At 67.3% G+C, this 16,869-nt stretch carries 16 protein-coding genes; 12 read left to right on the forward strand and 4 right to left on the reverse strand.

Annotated elements, in window-relative coordinates:
• The first annotated feature begins 62 nt into the window (after positions 1–62).
• Both ACWDNU_RS36780 and ACWDNU_RS36785 read left to right on the forward strand, forming a co-directional pair.
• The gene (locus ACWDNU_RS36780) at positions 63–194 is read left to right on the forward strand and encodes a hypothetical protein (RefSeq protein WP_449672255.1); all 132 of its coding nucleotides are present in this window, start codon (positions 63–65) and stop codon (positions 192–194) included.
• A 99-nt stretch (positions 195–293) separates the two neighbouring features.
• The gene (locus ACWDNU_RS36785; RefSeq protein WP_449672256.1) at positions 294–1,145 is read left to right on the forward strand and encodes a class I SAM-dependent methyltransferase; all 852 of its coding nucleotides are present in this window, start codon (positions 294–296) and stop codon (positions 1,143–1,145) included.
• On the opposite strand, the gene ACWDNU_RS36790 is transcribed toward ACWDNU_RS36785, so the two are convergent.
• A complete protein-coding gene (locus ACWDNU_RS36790) occupies positions 1,132–2,502 on the reverse strand; it encodes an APC family permease (protein WP_449672257.1) in 1,371 nt (456 codons plus the stop codon). The genes ACWDNU_RS36785 and ACWDNU_RS36790 overlap by 14 nt on opposite strands.
• Before the next feature lie 189 nt (positions 2,503–2,691).
• On the opposite strand from ACWDNU_RS36790, the gene ACWDNU_RS36795 reads away from it, so the two are divergent.
• From ACWDNU_RS36795 to ACWDNU_RS36805, 3 genes are all read left to right on the forward strand, one after another.
• The gene (locus tag ACWDNU_RS36795; RefSeq protein ID WP_182891173.1) at positions 2,692–3,177 is read left to right on the forward strand and encodes an Lrp/AsnC family transcriptional regulator; all 486 of its coding nucleotides are present in this window, start codon (positions 2,692–2,694) and stop codon (positions 3,175–3,177) included.
• Positions 3,178–3,345: 168 nt separating this feature from the next.
• Complete coding sequence (locus ACWDNU_RS36800; protein WP_449672258.1) at positions 3,346–4,728, forward strand: aspartate aminotransferase family protein; 1,383 nt, start codon at positions 3,346–3,348, stop codon at positions 4,726–4,728.
• Between the two features lie 66 nt (positions 4,729–4,794).
• Positions 4,795–5,202: a hypothetical protein gene (locus ACWDNU_RS36805; protein WP_354735230.1), complete on the forward strand. Its 408-nt coding sequence runs from the start codon at positions 4,795–4,797 to the stop codon at positions 5,200–5,202.
• Between the two features lie 60 nt (positions 5,203–5,262).
• Here the strand turns inward: ACWDNU_RS36805 and ACWDNU_RS36810 are convergent, their stop codons facing one another.
• Both ACWDNU_RS36810 and ACWDNU_RS36815 read right to left on the reverse strand, forming a co-directional pair.
• Positions 5,263–6,747, reverse strand: coding sequence for an alpha/beta hydrolase (locus tag ACWDNU_RS36810; RefSeq protein WP_449672259.1), 1,485 nt, complete (start codon positions 6,745–6,747; stop codon positions 5,263–5,265).
• 80 nt (positions 6,748–6,827) lie between these two features.
• Positions 6,828–7,643 (reverse strand): class I SAM-dependent methyltransferase, encoded by an 816-nt coding sequence (locus tag ACWDNU_RS36815; RefSeq protein WP_449672260.1) that lies wholly within the window; start codon positions 7,641–7,643, stop codon positions 6,828–6,830.
• Positions 7,644–7,698: 55 nt separating this feature from the next.
• Between ACWDNU_RS36815 and ACWDNU_RS36820 the strand changes: the two genes are divergently transcribed.
• From ACWDNU_RS36820 to ACWDNU_RS36840, 5 genes are all read left to right on the forward strand, one after another.
• Positions 7,699–8,154 carry a MarR family winged helix-turn-helix transcriptional regulator gene (locus tag ACWDNU_RS36820; RefSeq protein ID WP_370934799.1) on the forward strand — a complete coding sequence of 152 codons (456 nt, stop codon included), beginning with the start codon at positions 7,699–7,701 and terminating at the stop codon, positions 8,152–8,154.
• Between the two features lie 85 nt (positions 8,155–8,239).
• Complete coding sequence (locus ACWDNU_RS36825; protein ID WP_449672261.1) at positions 8,240–9,439, forward strand: FAD-dependent monooxygenase; 1,200 nt, start codon at positions 8,240–8,242, stop codon at positions 9,437–9,439.
• 29 nt (positions 9,440–9,468) lie between these two features.
• Positions 9,469–9,861 (forward strand): MerR family transcriptional regulator, encoded by a 393-nt coding sequence (locus ACWDNU_RS36830; protein ID WP_449672262.1) that lies wholly within the window; start codon positions 9,469–9,471, stop codon positions 9,859–9,861.
• The gene (gene trxA, locus ACWDNU_RS36835; protein ID WP_377875712.1) at positions 9,858–10,166 is read left to right on the forward strand and encodes a thioredoxin; all 309 of its coding nucleotides are present in this window, start codon (positions 9,858–9,860) and stop codon (positions 10,164–10,166) included. The genes ACWDNU_RS36830 and trxA overlap by 4 nt, the downstream gene beginning before the upstream one ends.
• Before the next feature lie 79 nt (positions 10,167–10,245).
• Positions 10,246–10,896, forward strand: a complete 651-nt coding sequence (locus ACWDNU_RS36840; RefSeq protein ID WP_449672263.1) for a DUF998 domain-containing protein — start codon at positions 10,246–10,248, stop codon at positions 10,894–10,896.
• Here the strand turns inward: ACWDNU_RS36840 and ACWDNU_RS36845 are convergent.
• On the reverse strand, positions 10,878–12,008 hold the full coding sequence (locus ACWDNU_RS36845) for an MAB_1171c family putative transporter (protein ID WP_370934804.1): 1,131 nt from the start codon (positions 12,006–12,008) through the stop codon (positions 10,878–10,880). The two genes, ACWDNU_RS36840 and ACWDNU_RS36845, sit on opposite strands and share 19 nt — an antisense overlap.
• Positions 12,009–12,273: 265 nt before the next feature.
• Here ACWDNU_RS36845 and ACWDNU_RS36850 point away from each other — a divergent pair, with 265 nt between their 5' ends.
• Together ACWDNU_RS36850 and ACWDNU_RS36855 are read left to right on the forward strand one after the other, a co-directional pair.
• On the forward strand, positions 12,274–13,215 hold the full coding sequence (locus ACWDNU_RS36850) for an NAD-dependent epimerase/dehydratase family protein (RefSeq protein ID WP_370934805.1): 942 nt from the start codon (positions 12,274–12,276) through the stop codon (positions 13,213–13,215).
• Positions 13,216–13,322: 107 nt separating this feature from the next.
• The gene (locus tag ACWDNU_RS36855; protein WP_449672264.1) at positions 13,323–16,718 is read left to right on the forward strand and encodes an aminotransferase class I/II-fold pyridoxal phosphate-dependent enzyme; all 3,396 of its coding nucleotides are present in this window, start codon (positions 13,323–13,325) and stop codon (positions 16,716–16,718) included.
• The last annotated feature ends 151 nt before the right edge of the window (positions 16,719–16,869 follow it).

Consider the following 16,869-nt stretch of genomic DNA (forward strand, 5'->3'; position numbering starts at 1 on the left):
CCCGGCGGCTCGAGATCGACCTCGCTGGCCTAGCCCGCGCCGAGAACTCGGCCGCGACGGAAGTGGTCTCCTTCACCGAGGTGCACAACGCCCGCTCCCGCGCGGTGATGGAACGGCTCGGCTTCGCCTGCCGCCACGATTTCCCGCACCGAGGCGAACCGTTCTCCCTCTACACAATCTCCCTCGGCGACTGAGCGGAATTCACCGCCGTTGCCGAAACGGAACCGATCCGCTCTTTTGAAAAAGTCATTTTTCTGCTATACTCCGACATTACTGGGTTAAAGTCCGAAGTCATGACCCCCGACGCGCAACCCAGCCGCACCGCTCTTCTCTCCGCCGCAGCGCGAGCTGCGCATCTGCTGGTCGACGACCACCCGGCAATCTTCACCGATCCGCTCGCGCACCGCTTCTTGGGAGAACGCGCCGAAGAACTGCTCGGCTACCACCGGTCCTACGGCGACCATCCAGCCCTGTCCGGTGCCCGCGCAACAGCCGTCACCCGCAGCCGCTACACCGAGAACCGGCTGGCCGAAATGGCCGTCGACCAATACGTAATCCTCGGTGCCGGCCTGGATTCCTTCGCCTACCGCGAAGCCCGACGAACTCACGTGCGAGTATTCGAAGTGGACAAACCCGCCACGCAGAACTGGAAAAAGAAACTGCTGGCCGAAGCCGGGATTACCACGCCCAAAACCGTCGAGTTCGTCGCCGTCGACTTCGAGAAGGTCCCGGCGCTGACCAGTCACCTTGTCCAAGCGGGATTCGACCCGAACCGCCCAGCATTGGTCAGTTGGCTCGGCGTAACGATGTACCTCACCGAGGAAGCGATCAGCCAAACCCTCCGCGCGATCAGCGGCCTGGCCCCCGGAACAGAAATCATCGTCGAGCACCTTCTCCCCGCCGAACTCCGCGACGAGGCAGGCCAGGCGTACGCGGAGCTGGTCATGGCCGCAGCAGCCGCCCACGGCGAACCCTGGCTAACGTTCCTCAGCGCCGAGCAGATGGCCGCGCTCCTGCGAGACCACCTGCTCGAGCCGAGAGAACACGTCCGGCAAAAAGACATCCCAGTCGAATGGCAACGCGACGACGCACTCCGCCCCACCGAGCTGTCCATTCTCACCAGGGCCCGCGTCAGGGAATCGTGACCAGCCACCGATCCGACCGCCGACGCAGATAACCCCACCAATACCCGGCGGAAGCCACCAGCACTCCAGCCGTGATCGCCAGGTCCAGCAGGCTCTGCGACACGAGCACGTAGCCGAGCGCCAGCACCGCCACAATGGGCACCACCGGCCATCCCGGCATCCGCCACACCTGCGGACGCCGGTGCGCCGGTCGCCGAGCCCACAGCACGCTCACCGAAATCGCCAGATACAGCGCGACCACAGCCACCCCGGTCACGCCGCTCAGCGTTTCCACCGGCACAAAACACAGCACCGCTTCCGAAACACCGACCACGAGCGTCGCCACCCAAGGCGCGCCAAACCGCGGACTCACCACACTCAACGCCCGGTTCACCGGCTCCGGCCATGCGCGATCCCGCCCCGACGCGTACAGCACGCGCGAATTCTGGATCACCATCACGATCACCGCGTTCACGATCGCCGCCGCGATGCACAGGCTGACGATCGTGCCGAACGTCGAACTGCTCCAGCTCACCACAAGCGCGGTCAGATCGAGATTCCCGAGCGTCGCGAGATCCGGCACGCCCAGCGTGATCGCCACAACCGGTACCAGAATCACCACCGCGCTGATGCCGAGCGTCCAGAACACCGTCCGCGACACCGTTTTGTGCGGCTCCCGCATCTCCTCCGCGAGATACACCGCGGTCGAGAACCCCTGCACCACGAACAACGCCACCGCCAGCCCGGCGATCACCGAAACCAGCGCGATCGGATGGACGCCGTCGAGGCTAGGCCGCACGAGCACCGAGGCAGGCCGGTCGCTGTGCGCGAAGCCGAGCACGGACACCACGACAATCGCCACGATCTCGATCACCAGGAAAATCCCGGTCAGCCACGCGTTCGAGCGCAGGTTCACCAGGCCCATCCCGGTGGACGCCAGCATCACCAGCGCACCCGCCACGGACGGATCGAGGTGGACGGCCACCGCGAGATAATCAGCCACCCCGATCGCGATGATCGGCGGCACCACGAGAATCACGATGAACGACAACATAAAGGTGATCCATCCGGCGAACCGGCTGACCACCGTCGACACCATCGCGTACTCGCCACCCGAACTCGGGACCAGCGTGCCGAGTTCGGAGTAGCAGAACGCGATCCCGACGCACAGCAGCACGGCGAGCCCGATGGCCAGCGCGGTGCCGGTGCCGAGCGAGCCGAACAGCGGCGGGACGAGAACGAACAACGACGACGCCGGGGTCACGCAGCTGAGCGTCAGCAGGGTTCCGCCGCCGACCCCGATCGATCTGGTCAGCGAGCGGGGCGCGGGCGAACCGGCGGCAGTGTCGGTCTGGACGGGGACCGGATGAGGCGGCATGGGGATCCCTCCGTCGGCGGCGCTGGAATTCGACGGATGGAACAGGACGGGTTTGCCGTTGTCAACGCTGGAAAGACGACGAAATCCGTTGTTCGCCACCCTGGCTGACGGACGATCCGGACACTCTGGGCGACCATTCGCTACGCCTGAGGGTTGCCCGCGGCGGGGTCGACCCGAGATGATCCCCGGATGCAGAGCCAGGACCCGAACCGGCCCGCGCCGCCGGTGGTCGACGACATCTCGAAGCAGATCATCGCCCAGTTGCAAGAGGACGGACGGCGGCCGTACGCCACGATCGGCAAGGCCGTCGGACTGTCCGAGGCGGCGGTCCGCCAGCGGGTGCAGCGGCTGTCCGATTCGGGCGTCATCCAGATCGTCGCGGTGTCGGATCCCTTGCAGATCGGGCTTTTCCGCCAGGCGATGGTCGCGATCACGGTCGACGGCCCGCTCGATCCGGTCGCCGACGCACTGGCCGAAATGGACGAGATCGAGTACGTCGTGCTCTGCGCCGGCCGCTTCGACGTGTTGTGCGAGGTGCTCTGCGCCGACGACGAGGCGCTGCTCGACGTGATCTCCAACCGCATCCGCACGCTGCCCGGAGTGCGCACCGCGGAGACGCTCGTGTACCTGAAGCTGCGGAAACAGTCCTACCAGTGGGGCACGCACCGTCGGTGACGACGAAATCCGAAGATCTGTTCCGATGAGACTGATGAAATTAGTCGTTGTGGGTGGCCCGGGCGACTGATCCGCTTGCCAACCGGCGTCGGCTCGTGCGATAACCGAGAAGTCCGGCCGGTACGCCACGGTGCGTGCCGGCAGCTTCGAGGCCCGTTTCGAGGAGCCATGACCACGACCGCCGAACCCGCCGGGATCGCCACCGGCCAGGGCGCCGCCGCACACGACAACCTCTGGCTGCACTTCACGCGGCACAGCCAGGCCGAGCACTTCCCGGTGATCGTGCGCGGCGAGGGCGCCTACATCTGGGACGACACCGGCAAGCGCTACGTCGACGGCCTCGCCGGGCTGTTCGCGGTGCAGGTCGGCCACGGTCGCGAGGAGTTGGCCGAAGCCGCCGCGCGGCAAACGAAACAGCTCGCGTACTTCCCGCTCTGGGGCCACGCGCATCCGCCCGCACTCGAACTGGCCGAGCGCCTGGCCGCAGCTTCGCCGGGCGACCTCAACCGCGTGTTCTTCACCGTCAGCGGCGGCGAATCCGTGGAAACGGCGTGGAAGCTCGCCAAGCAGTACTTCAAGCTGACCGGAAAACCCACTAAGCACAAGGTGATCAGCCGAGCGCTGGCGTACCACGGCACCTCGCAGGGTGCGTTGTCCATCACCGGCATTCCGGGTGCGAAGGCCGATTTCGAGCCGCTCGTGCCGAGCACTTTGCGCGTGCCGAACACGAACTTCTACCGCGCACCCGAGCACGCTGACGACTACGCGGCGTACGGCCGCTGGGCTGCCGACCAAATCGAGCAGGCTATCGAATTCGAGGGCGCGGACACGGTTGCCGCGGTTTTCCTCGAACCCGTGCAAAACACCGGCGGTTGTTTTGTTCCGCCGCCGGGCTATTTCGAGCGCGTCCGCGAGATTTGCGACAAACACGACGTGCTGCTGGTGTCCGACGAGGTGATCTGCGCGTTCGGCCGGGTCGGCTACGACTTCGCGGCCAAGCGGTATGGCTACCAGCCGGACATCATCACCACCGCGAAGGGCCTGACCTCGGGTTACGCCCCGCTCGGCGCGGTGCTCGCGAGCGAGAAGCTGATGGAACCGTTCGCCGGCGGCGAGGCGACCTTCATGCATGGTTCGACCTACGGCGGGCACCCGGTTTCGTGCGCGGTCGCGCTCGCCAACCTCGATCTCATCGAGCGCGAGAACCTTTACGGCCATGTGCTGGAAAAGGAAACCGCCTTCCGGGCGACCCTCGACCGGTTGACCGATCTGCCGATCGTTGGCGACGTGCGCGGCACGGGTTTCTTCTACGGGATTGAACTCGTGAAGGACAAAGCGACCAAAGAGACCTTCACCGCCGAGGAATCGGAACGGATTTTGCGCGGTTATCTCTCGAACGCACTGTTCGAGGGCGGTCTCTACTGCCGCGCCGACGACCGCGCCGAGCCGGTCGTCCAGCTGTCGCCGCCGTTGATCTGCGACCAGCCGCAGTTCGACGAGATGGAGCAGATTCTGCGCGAGGCGCTCACTGGAGCGTGGAAGTTGCTCTGACGCTCATCTCCGCGCGGGTTGTCCCGCTACGCTGATCTTCGTTGCCTACCAACGGGAGGAAAGCGCGTGGCGGAGTGGAATGACCTGGTCGCCTACATCAGGCAGACCTACCGGGTGATCCGGGACGACCCGGGCGAAATCCGGATCCGGGTCCTGTTCGGCGACGACGCGGAGACGACGGGGCGGGCGCAGGTCGTGGTGATCGCCCGGGAGATTTTCGACCAGCGCGAGGACTGGGTGCAGATCGCGACGCCGTTCGCCCGGGTGGACGAGGTCGATCTGCTCACCGTGCTGAGCGAGGTAGGCCAGACGCTGGTGGTCGGCGGGCTCGTGGTGATGGGCGAGCACCTCGTGCTGCGGCATTCGCTGCCGCTGCTGAACCTCGACCTCAACGAGTTCACCGATCCGCTCGAACTCGTCGCCGGTTCGGCCGAGCTGCTGGAGCAGCAGTTCACCGGGCGTGACGACTACTGAGCCGCCGCAGCCGCGAAAAAGCGGGGCCCTGATCCGATCAGGGCCCCGCTTTTGGCTGTCTCAGTACGGCAGCGTAGCCGGTGCGCGCGGACCGTCCATCCTGGACTGAACGCTCGGCTCGACCGCCGGGCAATGCTTGCCCCGGCCCGGATTCGTGCCGTCGATCAGGAACGCGTCCGCGGCGTCGATGACGCACTGGCTCTTCTTGAAGTACGCGCCGTGGCCCCAGCCCTCGTAGGTGAGCAGCGGAGCGCCGGACTGCTGCGACGCGCGCACCGCCCAGTTGTAGGGCGTGGCCGGGTCGTAACGGCTGTTCAGCATCAACATCGGCACACCCCGCTGGACCGACAGCGGGTGCTGCGGGTTGCGCACCGGCGCGGGCCAGCTCGCACATCCGGCCGCGGCGCTCCAGCCCAGCGGCGAGAAGTGCAGGTCAGGCGATACGTCGGTGAGCGCCCGGCGGTAGCTGTCGAGCTGCGGGTAAGACGTGATCGGCAGCCGCCAGTCCGAGCAGAAGATGCTGTTGAACGGGTTCGGAATGGGGATGTCGTCCTTGGCGAAGGCCGAGCCGAGCGGCTTCCCGTCGCGGAGGCTGACCAGGGTCTGCGCGAGCTTGCCCCAGGTGGGGCCGTAGAAGTTCTGCGAGTAGATGCCGACCAGCGCCATCGGGTCGAGTTTGTCGTCCGGGGTGCCGAGTTCGCCGCGTTCGGCGCGGGCGTACAGGTCCGCGGTCACCGCGCTGACGTCCTGGCCGTGCAGCGCGCACGACGTCGTGCGGTCGCACCAGTCGCTGAACTGCTCGAACAACTCTTGCGTGGCCTGGGTTTCCGTCTTCAGGAACTCCCAGGTGCTGCGGATCGAGTGGTCCATGTTGCTGTCGAGCACGAGTGCGCGCACCCGGCCCGGGTACGCCTCGGCGTACTGCTGGCCCATCAGCGTGCCGTAGGAAACGCCGTAATAGGTGAGCTTTTTGTCGCCGAGCGCGGCGCGGATGGCATCCATGTCGCGCACGACGCTGCGCGTGTCGGAGTGCGTGGCGAGCGGCCCGGTGATCTTCTCGCAGCTGCGGCCGAGCGCGCGGTTGTACGAGAGCAGCTGCTGGAATTCGGCGGAATCCTTCGGCTGCACCGGGTTTTTCGCGGTGAGTTCGTCGAGCCCGCACTTGATCGCGGTGCTTTCCCCGACCCCGCGCGGATCGAACCCGACCGTGTCGAATCGCGCGGCGACCTTAGGCGACAGCGTCCAGCCGCTCTGCACCTCGCCCGCGCCCGCACCGCCCGGCCCGCCCGGATCCATGAGCACCGAACCGATCCGGTGCGCGGGATCGGTGGCCTTGCGCCGCGCGAGCGCGAGCTGAATCGTGCCGTCGCCGGGACGGTCCCAATCGAGCGGCACGGTGAGCTTGCCGCATTCGGCGCCCTGCCCGGTAGGACAAGGCTTCCAGTCGATCGCCGCGGACGCGGCGCTCGCTGGTGTCGCGGTGAACAACGCCGTCGCCGCGGTGACCGCGGTGGCGGCGACGGCCAGTTTCCTGCCCAGACCCAATGCCCTGCCCCTTCGGCGTGAACTGGAGACGTCAGAGCCCTCGATCTTGCCAGAAGGTGACGGGTGCCACTAGGGCGGGTTTACCGTCCTTTGTGGACAGTGTGGGTGCTGGCGAGATGGATCTGGGAGACAAGCGGAATCAACCCGTCGGGCCTGGTCAGTGCTGGTGCTTCGGCGAAAAAGGTGGTCTTCAGCGTGTTGGATGCCGCTTCGCCGAGCGGGAAGAGGTTGTAGGTGACGGAAACGAAATCCCAGACCTGATCGAGCGAACCGCTGAAGTCGATCGCCTCGGTGCGCCACTGAACGGGAGCGAACCCAGCCGGGGAGAGGACTTCGTCCAATCCGGCTTGATTCCGGGTGCGCTTGTCGCCGAGCGGGGACAACCGCTGCTCCGCCGGGACGTCGGCGAGGATTTCCCGCAGCAGCCTGCCGAACAGCCCGTACGCCTCGTCTCCCGCTGCTCCGCCGCCGACGACGAGGGAGAGTTGCCCGCCGGGCCGAAGCACCCGCGCCAGCTCCGCGGCGACCTGGTCGATGTCATTCATCAGCATGAACGCCATGTGCGACACGCAGGAATCGAACGCGTGGTCCGCGAACGGCAGTTGCTGCGCCCGTGCCTCCGCCACCGTTGCTGAACGCTGCCTGGCAAGCGCCAGATCTACGCTCGACACGTCGACCCCGATCGCCTGATGTCCCGCCGCGGCAAGCAGGTCAAGCAGGAATCCGTCGCCGCAAGCCAGATCGAGCACGCGCCCCGGACCGGCGATCTCGTCGCGGAGAAGCTCGTAACTCGACCGCCCGCAGGCGCTCCGCCCGCCGCCGAACGCGCGCGACGTAACCGCCGGATGGCTCGCATGGAAGGCACGAAAGAAGGTTTCTCGCCCGGACCTGGTCACTCTCCCAACTTACGCACCGACGCGAAATCCGGTCCGCTCTTTGTAGAATCGTCGGATGGCGGACGTGGTGCCCGATCGGCGCGAGGCCGAGGTCTGGTGTTCCTACCAGCGCGTGCAACGGGCGCTCGGCAGCGCGCTCGACCGGCAGCTGGAGCGCGACGCGGGGATCTCCGGAGCCGACTACGCCCTCCTCGTCCCGCTCGTGAACGAACCGGACGGCGTGCTGCGGATGCGGGAGCTCGGCGCGACCGTCGAATGGGACCGCAGCCGGCTGTCGCATCACGTGAGCCGGATGTGCAAGCGCGGCCTGGTCACGCGGGAGAACTGCACCGAGGACGCGCGCGGGGCGAACGTCCGGCTCACCGAAGCCGGGCGGGCGGCGGTCAAGGCTGCTGAAGGGCAGCACGGCGAACTCGTGCGCCGGTACTTCTTCGACCAGGTCAGCGGCCCCGAACTGGAGCTGCTCGGCCGCGTCTTCTCCCGGATGCTGACCCGGCTCGCCGAGGACTGACCGAGGCCGTCAGCGCTCCGTGCGGGCGCGGTAAGCGGTGCGCCGCAGTCTTGCCGCATCGCCTACCGATCCAGGGGAGCAAGAGATGACCAGCAAGACCGTTCTCGTGTCCGGCGCCAGCGTCGCGGGCCCGTCCGCCGCCTACTGGCTGCACCGTTACGGCTATTCGGTGACCGTCGTCGAGGCCGCGCCGCAGCTGCGGCCGGGCGGGCAGGCCGTCGACTTCCGCGGCGAGCAGATGAAGCTCGTCGAAGCGATGGGCCTGCTCGACGACCTGCGGGAGCTCGACACCGCGCTGCGCGAGCAGGTGCAGCTCGACCCCTCCGGGCAGCCCGCCTTCACCTTGCCGAGCGGGTTCACCAACGGCGAGCTGGAAGTCCTGCGCGGCGACCTCGCCCGCATCCTCTACGACCACACCAAGGGCTACACCGAGTACGTCTTCGGCGACCGCGTCACCTCGCTGACCGAGACCGCCGACGGTGTCGACGTCACCTTCCGCCACGGTGCCCCGCGCCGGTTCGACCTGGTCGTCGGCGCGGACGGCATCCACTCCGGCGTGCGGACGGCCGCGTTCGGCCCGGAAGCGAAGTTCCGCACCGATCTCGGCTACCACGTCGCCGGGTTCACCGCGCCCAACCACCTCCGCCTCGACCACGAGGGCCTGCTCTACAACGAACCCGGCCTCGGCGCGATCGTCACCAGCCACCTCGACCCGGCGACCGTCACCGTCGGCCTCTCCTTCCGCGGCGACCCGGACGGTTACGGCCGCCCGGACCTGGCCCGGCAGAAGGACATCGTCACCGAGGTCTTCGCCGGCGCCGGATGGGAACTCCCGCAGCTGCTGACCGCCGTCGCCGACGCGCCCGACCTGTACTTCGACACCGTTGGCCAGATCAAGCTCGACAGCTGGTCGCGCGGCCGGGTCGTGCTGCTCGGCGACGCCGCCTGGTGCGCCGGGCCGGGCGGATCCGGCACCGGGCTCGCGATGATGGGCGCGCAGATCCTGGCCGGGGAACTCGCCGCGGCCGGCGGCGACCACGCGACCGCGTTCGCCCGCTACGAGCAGCGGCTGCGCAAGGCCGCCCGCGTCGGACAGCGCAACGGTGCCGGTTCGGCCGACTTCCTGGTGCCGGCCACCGAGGAGAAGCTGCGCAAGCGCAACAAGATGTACCGCCAGCTCGCCGGTCCGATCGGCCGCCGCGTCTTCGCGTACATGGGCACCCGAGCGGCGAACGCGGTCAAATTCCGCGAATACCCGCAGCCTCGCGCGCACGCCTTGCCTTGACGTCAGCGACAAGGTTTAGCGTCGAAGACATGCGGATCGGCGAACTGGCACAGCGGGCCGGGACCACCACGCGGGCCCTGCGCTTCTATGAGGCACAGGGCCTGCTCCCGGCGGCGCGCGCGGCGAACGGCTATCGCGAGTACGACGAGGACGACCTGCGGCTGGTCACGGAAATCCAGACTCTGCGCACGGTCGGGTTCAGCCTCGACGACACCCGCCCGTTCGTCGACTGTCTCCGCACCGGCCACGACGCGGGCGACGCGTGCCCGGCGTCGGTCGAGGTGTACCGGCGGAAGCTGGACGAGGTCGAGGCCTGCATGCGCGACCTCGCCGCGGTCCGTTCCGCCTTGCTCGACAAGCTCGCCGCCGCCGCTGCGCGCCCGGCTGACCCCTGCACTGCTGAATCCGAGGAGTCCCGATGACCACCGACGCCACCTTCGCCGCCGACGTCCTGGAGCACGGCCAGCCCGTACTGGTCGACTTCACCGCCGACTGGTGCCCGCCGTGCCGGATGATCGCGCCGGTGCTCGCCGAGATCTCCGCGGAACGACCCGGCCTCACCGTGCGCGAGCTCAATACCGACGAAAACCCCGAAACGATGCGCGCCTACCAGGTGATGGCGCTGCCGACGTTGATGCTGTTCCGCGACGGAGCCCCGGTGGCGTCGTTCGTCGGCGCCCGGCCGAAGGCGAAACTTCTCGCGGAATTGGACGACCTGCTGGGCTGAACCGGTGGATTTCCCCGTCTGCCCGGTGAACCGGTGACGGAACAGGTACAAAGAGTGCACGACTTCGGGGAGCCGTGCCATGACTGCTTTCGTGCGCTCTTACCTGTTCCTTCGCCGCGCCATCGGGGTGCTCGGGATCCTGCTGCCGATCGTCGTGATCGTCGGGAAGGAGCTGCTGGAAGGCGGCGGCCTGCTCGGCTCGCTCAGCGGCTATTACTACAGCGATCTCCGGAACGTCTTCGTCGGCACCTTGTGCGCGATCGGCGTCTTCCTGATCGCCTACCGCGGTTACGGCCGGGTCGATGACATCGCGGCGAACGTCGCGGCGATCGCCGGCATCGGCGTCGCGCTGTTCCCGACCCAGCCGGTCTCGCCGACGCCCACCCAGCACGCGATCGGCGTCGCGCACCTCGTGTTCGCCGCGATCTTCTTCCTCACCCTCGCGTTCTTCTGCCTCTTCCTGTTCACCAAACACGACGGCGCGCCGACGAAGCGCAAACGCTCGCGCAACGCCATCTACCGGACGTGCGGCATCGTGATGCTCGCGTGCCTGGTGCTGATCGTCCTCAACGGCCTGTTCTTCAGCGCCGCCACCGCGGCCCTGCATCCGACGCTCTGGCTTGAGTCGCTCGCGGTGTTCGCGTTCGGTTTCGCGTGGCTGACGAAGGGCCAGACGCTGCTGGGCGACCAGCCGCAGCCGCAAGCTCCGGCTCAGGCGAGCTTGGCGTAAGCCTCCGAAACCTGGGTGAGCCAGGCGACTTCGGCGGCGAACGTCTTCGCGTCGTGGTCGTCGAACGCGCCGTTGTCCTGGTTTTCCGCAGGGGTCACGCCGGACGTCTTCGCCTCGAGCGCCTGGCGGATCTTGCGCGCCTCGGCCATCGCCTGGTCGCCGTTCGGGGTGTCGGCGCGATCCATGTACGGCCGCAGCGCGCGCCAGCCGTCGCGGATCTCGATGACCCGGCGATGCAGCCGGTAGTGCAAGTCCGACCAGCGCCGATCGGTGTCTCCCTCGGCTGGCGGTTCCAGCGCGATGCCCGGCGAGGATTCGTACAGCGAGTGCCACAGCGGGTAGAGCGCGCGATAAGAACGGTAATTGCGCTGCCACCGCGCGACCGACGACACGTGCTCGCCCCACGACGGCATGGTCAGCCCGAACGACACGATCACGATGCCCAGCGCGCTGAACACCGACGGCGCGATCGCCCACGTGCCGAGGTGCCAGCCGAGCGCCGGGCTCACGATGTTCACCGCGCGCGTGGCGCAGTACAGGAACAGGATCACCGCGCCGACCGCGAGGGTCCGCAACGTCCGGCGCAGCCACACCCTCGACGTGCTTCGCGCGTACGGCAGGCACTGCAGGTAGATCGTCACGCACGGCACTGCCTGCGAAATGATGAACAGCAGCAGGTAGGTGAGGATGACCGGGTCCTTGCTGCCCACGGCGAACGCGGTGCCCGGCGTGCCCGGCTTGTTGCCGATGAAGAACAGCACGGTCAGCACCACGAACAGCACCGCGCCGGAAACGATCCACGCGCGGATCTGGGCGCGGATCTCCGACGGCGGATTCGCCCACAGCATCAGGAGGAGCTGCGCGCTGATGCAGTACGCGACCGCGGCCAGGTGCAAGATCAAGATCGCCAGATTCGGTATCCCGAACAGCGAGCCGATGCTGAGCGAGATCGCGCCGAGGGTGAACGTGACGCACTGCAGGATCAGCGTCGTCATCAGCACGATGTAGGCCGGGTCGCGCCACGAGCGGCGCATCGAGAAAAGCTTGTACAGCAAGGCCGCGTACGAGGAGACCGCCGACAAGGAGAACAGAATGATCTTCAGGGTGTTCACTCGCGCCCCCGGATTGCGGTCAGTGCCCGGTGGGCGGAACGGTGTGCGCGGCGACCTTGGCGGAATTGTTCACGATCGGCGACCATACACCACCGCAACGTGCTGAACTAGGGCCGGAAAACGGGTTCTGGCCTGGGCGAATTCCGGGTGGAGCCGGGGTGTCGGCAGCCTGGTCGAGACCAGTGCGCCGCGACGGTCCGGTGAACGGCGGACGGCCGGTTCGTGAACGGCCGCAACGGGATGCGCTGGTGGCTAGGGTGTCGCCATGGGTTTTCAGGCGGTGCTCGGATACGGACCGGCAGGGGCGGCCACCGCGGCTTTGCTGGCTGAACAAGGCGAGCGAGTGCGGGTGATCGCCCGTTCGCCCCGAGAGAACGAACCGGGGCTGGAGCACGTCGCGCTCGATGCCGCCGACCAGGCCGCGCTCATCGAGGCGACCAAGGGCGCGACCGCGATCTACAGCTGCGCGAGCCCGCCTTATCACCGGTGGGCGACGGATTGGCCGCCGCTGCTGGACTCGATCTGCGCCGCGGCCGAAACGAACGGCGCGCTGCTGGTGTCGCTGGGGAATTTGTACGGCTATGGGCCGGTCGACGGTCCGCTCACTGAGAATCTGCCGCTCGCGGCCACCGGGACCAAGGGTCGGATCCGGGCTTTGCTGTCCGGACATTTGCACGCATTGCACGACGAGGGCCGCATCCGGATGGTCGAGGTGCGCGCCTCCGATTTCTTCGGCCCCGGAGTGACCGACGGCGGACATCTCGCCGCCCGCGTAGTGCCGAACGTGCTGCGAGGGCGAAAGGTGCAGGTACTCGGCGATCCGGACGCGCCGCACAGTTGGAGCTACCTTCCCGATGTCGCGCGCACGCTGGTCGCGGCCGCGCGGGAAGAAAAAGCGTGGGGCAAGGCGTGGCATGTGCCGACTGGTCCGCCGCGGTCCGCCCGGGTGATGGTGGCGCTGTTGTGCGAGGCGGCCGGAGTGCCTCCGGTGCCAGTGCAACGCCTTTCTCCGATGTTACTGCGGGCGGCCTCCCTCGTTTCGCCGCTGTTACGCGAGTTGGGGGAGGTCCGCTACCAGTTCGACCGCCCGTTTGTCCTGGATTCCCGTGCGGCACAGGAATTCTTCGATATCGAACCGACGGCGGAGAAAGATCAATTCGCCGCGACCGTGGCCTGGTGGCGTGATCGCTTGGCTACCGTGAGTTGAGTTGTCTGTGCATTCCTCCGCAGATTGCCCAATGCCCTTGAAAAACCGGGTAAGAACGGGCAATCTCGGTGTCGACTGGGTGGGAATCGGCACGAGGAAGTCATGCCATGGGGTCTGCTGCATCTGGGTGGGAAGAATCCGAAAATAGCCAGGACATCGCCGTTGTCGGAATGGGATGCCGTTTTCCGGGAGCGCGCAACGTCAACGAGTACTGGGATCTGCTGAGCGAGCCCAAACCGCAGTTTCGGCGAGTGCCGGATTCGCGGTGGCGGCGCGAAGCGTTCTACAACGACGATTTCCGGGACAGCACCGCGGTCTACTCCGACCGCATGGCGCTGCTGGAGGACGTCGGCGACTTCGACGCGGGGCACTACAAGATCCCGCCGCGGCGGGCCAAATCGCTCGACCCGCAGCACCGGCTGCTGGTCGACTTGACCCGGGAAGCGCTGCAGGACGCGGGATGGGAAGCGGGGGGCTTCGACCGCGACGACACGTCGGTGATCATGTCGCTCAGCGACAGCGGTTACCGCGACATGAGCACGTTGCACCTGCGACTAAAGCAGCTGATCGGCGGCGAGTTCGGCCGGGCGGGCGATCCGGCGATGGCCGAGGCGGCGTCCGCGGTCAGCGGCCTGCACGCCACCGCGATGGCCGGACTGCTGCTCAACATGGGGCCGAGTTCGATCAGCAACGTCTTCGACCTGCACGGCGAGAGCTACGCGCTCGACTCGGCCTGCTCCGGCGGGCTGACCGCGGTGGCGAACGCGGTGTTCGCGCTGCGGGCGGGCAGATGCCGGATCGCCGTCGCAGGCGGCGCGCAGCTGGTCCTGGCCCCGGACCTGTTCGTCGGCCTGTGCCGGATCGGCGCGATCTCGCGCACCGGCGAATGCCGCCCGTTCGACCGCCGGGCCGACGGTTTCGTGCTCGGCGAGGGGGCGGGCGTCCTGGTGCTGCGCCCGCTCTCGGACGCACGAGCGGCGGGAGACCGGGTGTACGCGGTGATCCGCGGCGTCGGATTGTCCAATGACGGCACCGTCAAGGGCGGCATGATGCCGCAGGAATCCGGCCAGCTGCGCGCATTGCGGCGGGCCTACCAAGACGCGGGAGTCGACCCTGCGTCGGTCGGTTTCCTGGAAGCACACGGCACCGCGACCGCGGTCGGCGACGATGTGGAGATCGGCGCGCTGACCGAACTGCGCCGCGGCGCGGAGGACCCGGCGTATCTCGGCGCGGCGAAGTCAGTGGTCGGCCATTCCCTTGGCACCGCCGGAATCGCCGGACTGATCAAGTCCATTTTGTCCGTCCACAAGGGACAGATTCTGCCGCAGCCGGATTTCGAGCAAGCGGACCATCTGCCGCTGCGAGAAGCCGGTCTCCAGGTAGCCGGCCAGATCACCCCGTGGGACAGCGACGGACCGCGCCGAGCGGGAGTCAGCGCGTTCGGTTTCGGCGGCTCGAACGTGCACGTGGTGATCGAGGAGGCCGCACAGGAATCTCCGTCCGCCGAAACGCCGCGCCTGCTGTTGCTCACCGCGCGGGACCGCGCCGGACTTGCTCGGCACGCCCGTGAAGTGGCTGATGCGCTCAGCAGCGAGACTCCGCCGCTGGCGGCGGTAGCAGGCACTCTCGCCCGCCGGACGCTCTTCCCGGAGCGGCTCGCAGTAGCCGCGGACGATGTCGCTGACGCGATCGCCAAACTCGTCGACGCGTCAGTCGCCCTGGAATCCGGGCAGAACGGCGAACTGGCCCCCGGTGTGTTCGCTGGCGTGGTGTCACCGGGGGAAGAGCCGACCGAGGACGGCGTCCCTCTTGAGCTGGCTCCGCGCGCGGTGACCGGCACCGGACTAAGACCGGCCGCGAACGGCCTGCCGCACTGCACGCTGCCACCGAGCCCGCTCAGCCCGCGACGCCACTGGGTCGTCGACGACGCGAAGCTGGCCAAGGCGCAGACGTTGGAACCTCTTGGCGCCACTGCAGCGCCGGTCGAGGAGGCAGCGGAGACGACGTCCGCCCGGGACGTGCTGGCTGTGGTGCTTGAAGAAGTCGCACGGACGACAGCATTCCCGGTCACCGAGTTGTACGCCGGGCAGCTGCTCGTGGACGATCTAGGCTTCGATTCGCTGATGCTGACTGAACTGGAAGGCCGGCTGCGCAAGCGATTTCCCGGCTTGCCGCTGGAAGTCGAGCAGTCGGGCGCGCTGACCGTAGGCGCGGTAGCGGGTTTGCTCGCTCCCGCAACGGCTTTGGTGTCTGCTGCTCCAGTGCCGGACACACCGGCTCCGTCGTGGGATCCAACGAGCGCGGCGATCGAAGAGTTCCCAGAGGCAGCGGCGATCGATGCACGGCTGAAGGAATTCGACGACCTAGGCGTGCCGAATCCGTACTTCCGCAAGCATCAGGGACGGATGGACGCCACAACATCGGTGTCCGGCCGTGCGTATTTGTCCTTCTCCAGCTACAACTACCTAGGGCTGGCCGGTCATCCGGCGGTGACCGCGGCGGTGCACGAGGCCGTCGAACGATACGGGACTTCGGTGTCCGGCAGCCGCTTGCTGGCTGGAGACCGCGACCTGTCCCGTGACCTGGAGACGGAGCTGGCCGCGTTCCTAGGCGTCGAGGACAGCCTCGTCCTGGTGAGCGGCCACGCGACGAATGTCGGCGCGATCGGCCACCTGGTCGGCCCAGGCGACCTGATCGTGCATGATTCGCTGGCACACGACAGCATCCTGCAAGGCTGCGCACTGTCCGGTGCCACGCGGCAACCGTTCCCGCACAACGACACAGCACGACTGGAGGACGTGCTGCGTCGATCACGATCGCGGTTCCGGCGAGTGTTGATCGTCGTAGAAGGCGTCTACAGCATGGACGGCGATGTCGCCGATTTGCCTGCGCTGATTGAACTTAAGCGACGCTATGGCGCATTGCTGATGGTCGATGAAGCGCACAGCATCGGCACGATGGGCCCACGCGGAGCCGGAGTCGGCGACCATTTCGCCGTTGATCGTTCTGGCGTCGATCTCTGGATGGGAACCCTGTCGAAGTCGCTGGCCGGTTGCGGAGGCTATCTGGCCGGTTCAGCGAGGACGGTCCGCTGGCTGCGGTATTCGTTGCCAGGTTTTGTTTACAGCGTGGGAATCACTCCAGCCAACGCGGCGGCTTCCCTTGCGGCGCTGAGGATCCTGCAGGAGGAGCCGGAGAGATTGGCGCGACTGCGGGATAATTCCAGGTTGTTCTTGGAGTTGGCTACGGCAGTCGGACTACCTACCGGGTCAGCTGGGGACACGCCGATCGTGCCTTGCGTGGTCGGGGGTTCGGATACCACGTTGAGGCTGGCGACGGCATTGTACGAACGCGGCGTGGTGGTGGATCCGATTCTGTATCCAGCAGTGGAAGAGCAGCAAGCCCGGTTGCGGTTCTTCATCACCAGTGAGCATCGGGAGGATCAGTTGAGGTATGCGGTGGGGGTGGCGGGGACGGAGTTGGCCGGGTTGCGGGCTGGGTGAGGTTTTCGTCGGGGTTCTGCTCGTCGCCTGGCGGCGACGTTGCAGGCGGTGGTTGCGTGGGGCACCCCGAAGCTTGAGTGTGCTGACGGTCTGGGGGTGCTTGTCAAGGCGGGAAAGATGCCTTGCCACCCACAGGATCGAGAGCGTCAGC

The organism is Amycolatopsis sp. NPDC003676, from assembly GCF_053587275.1.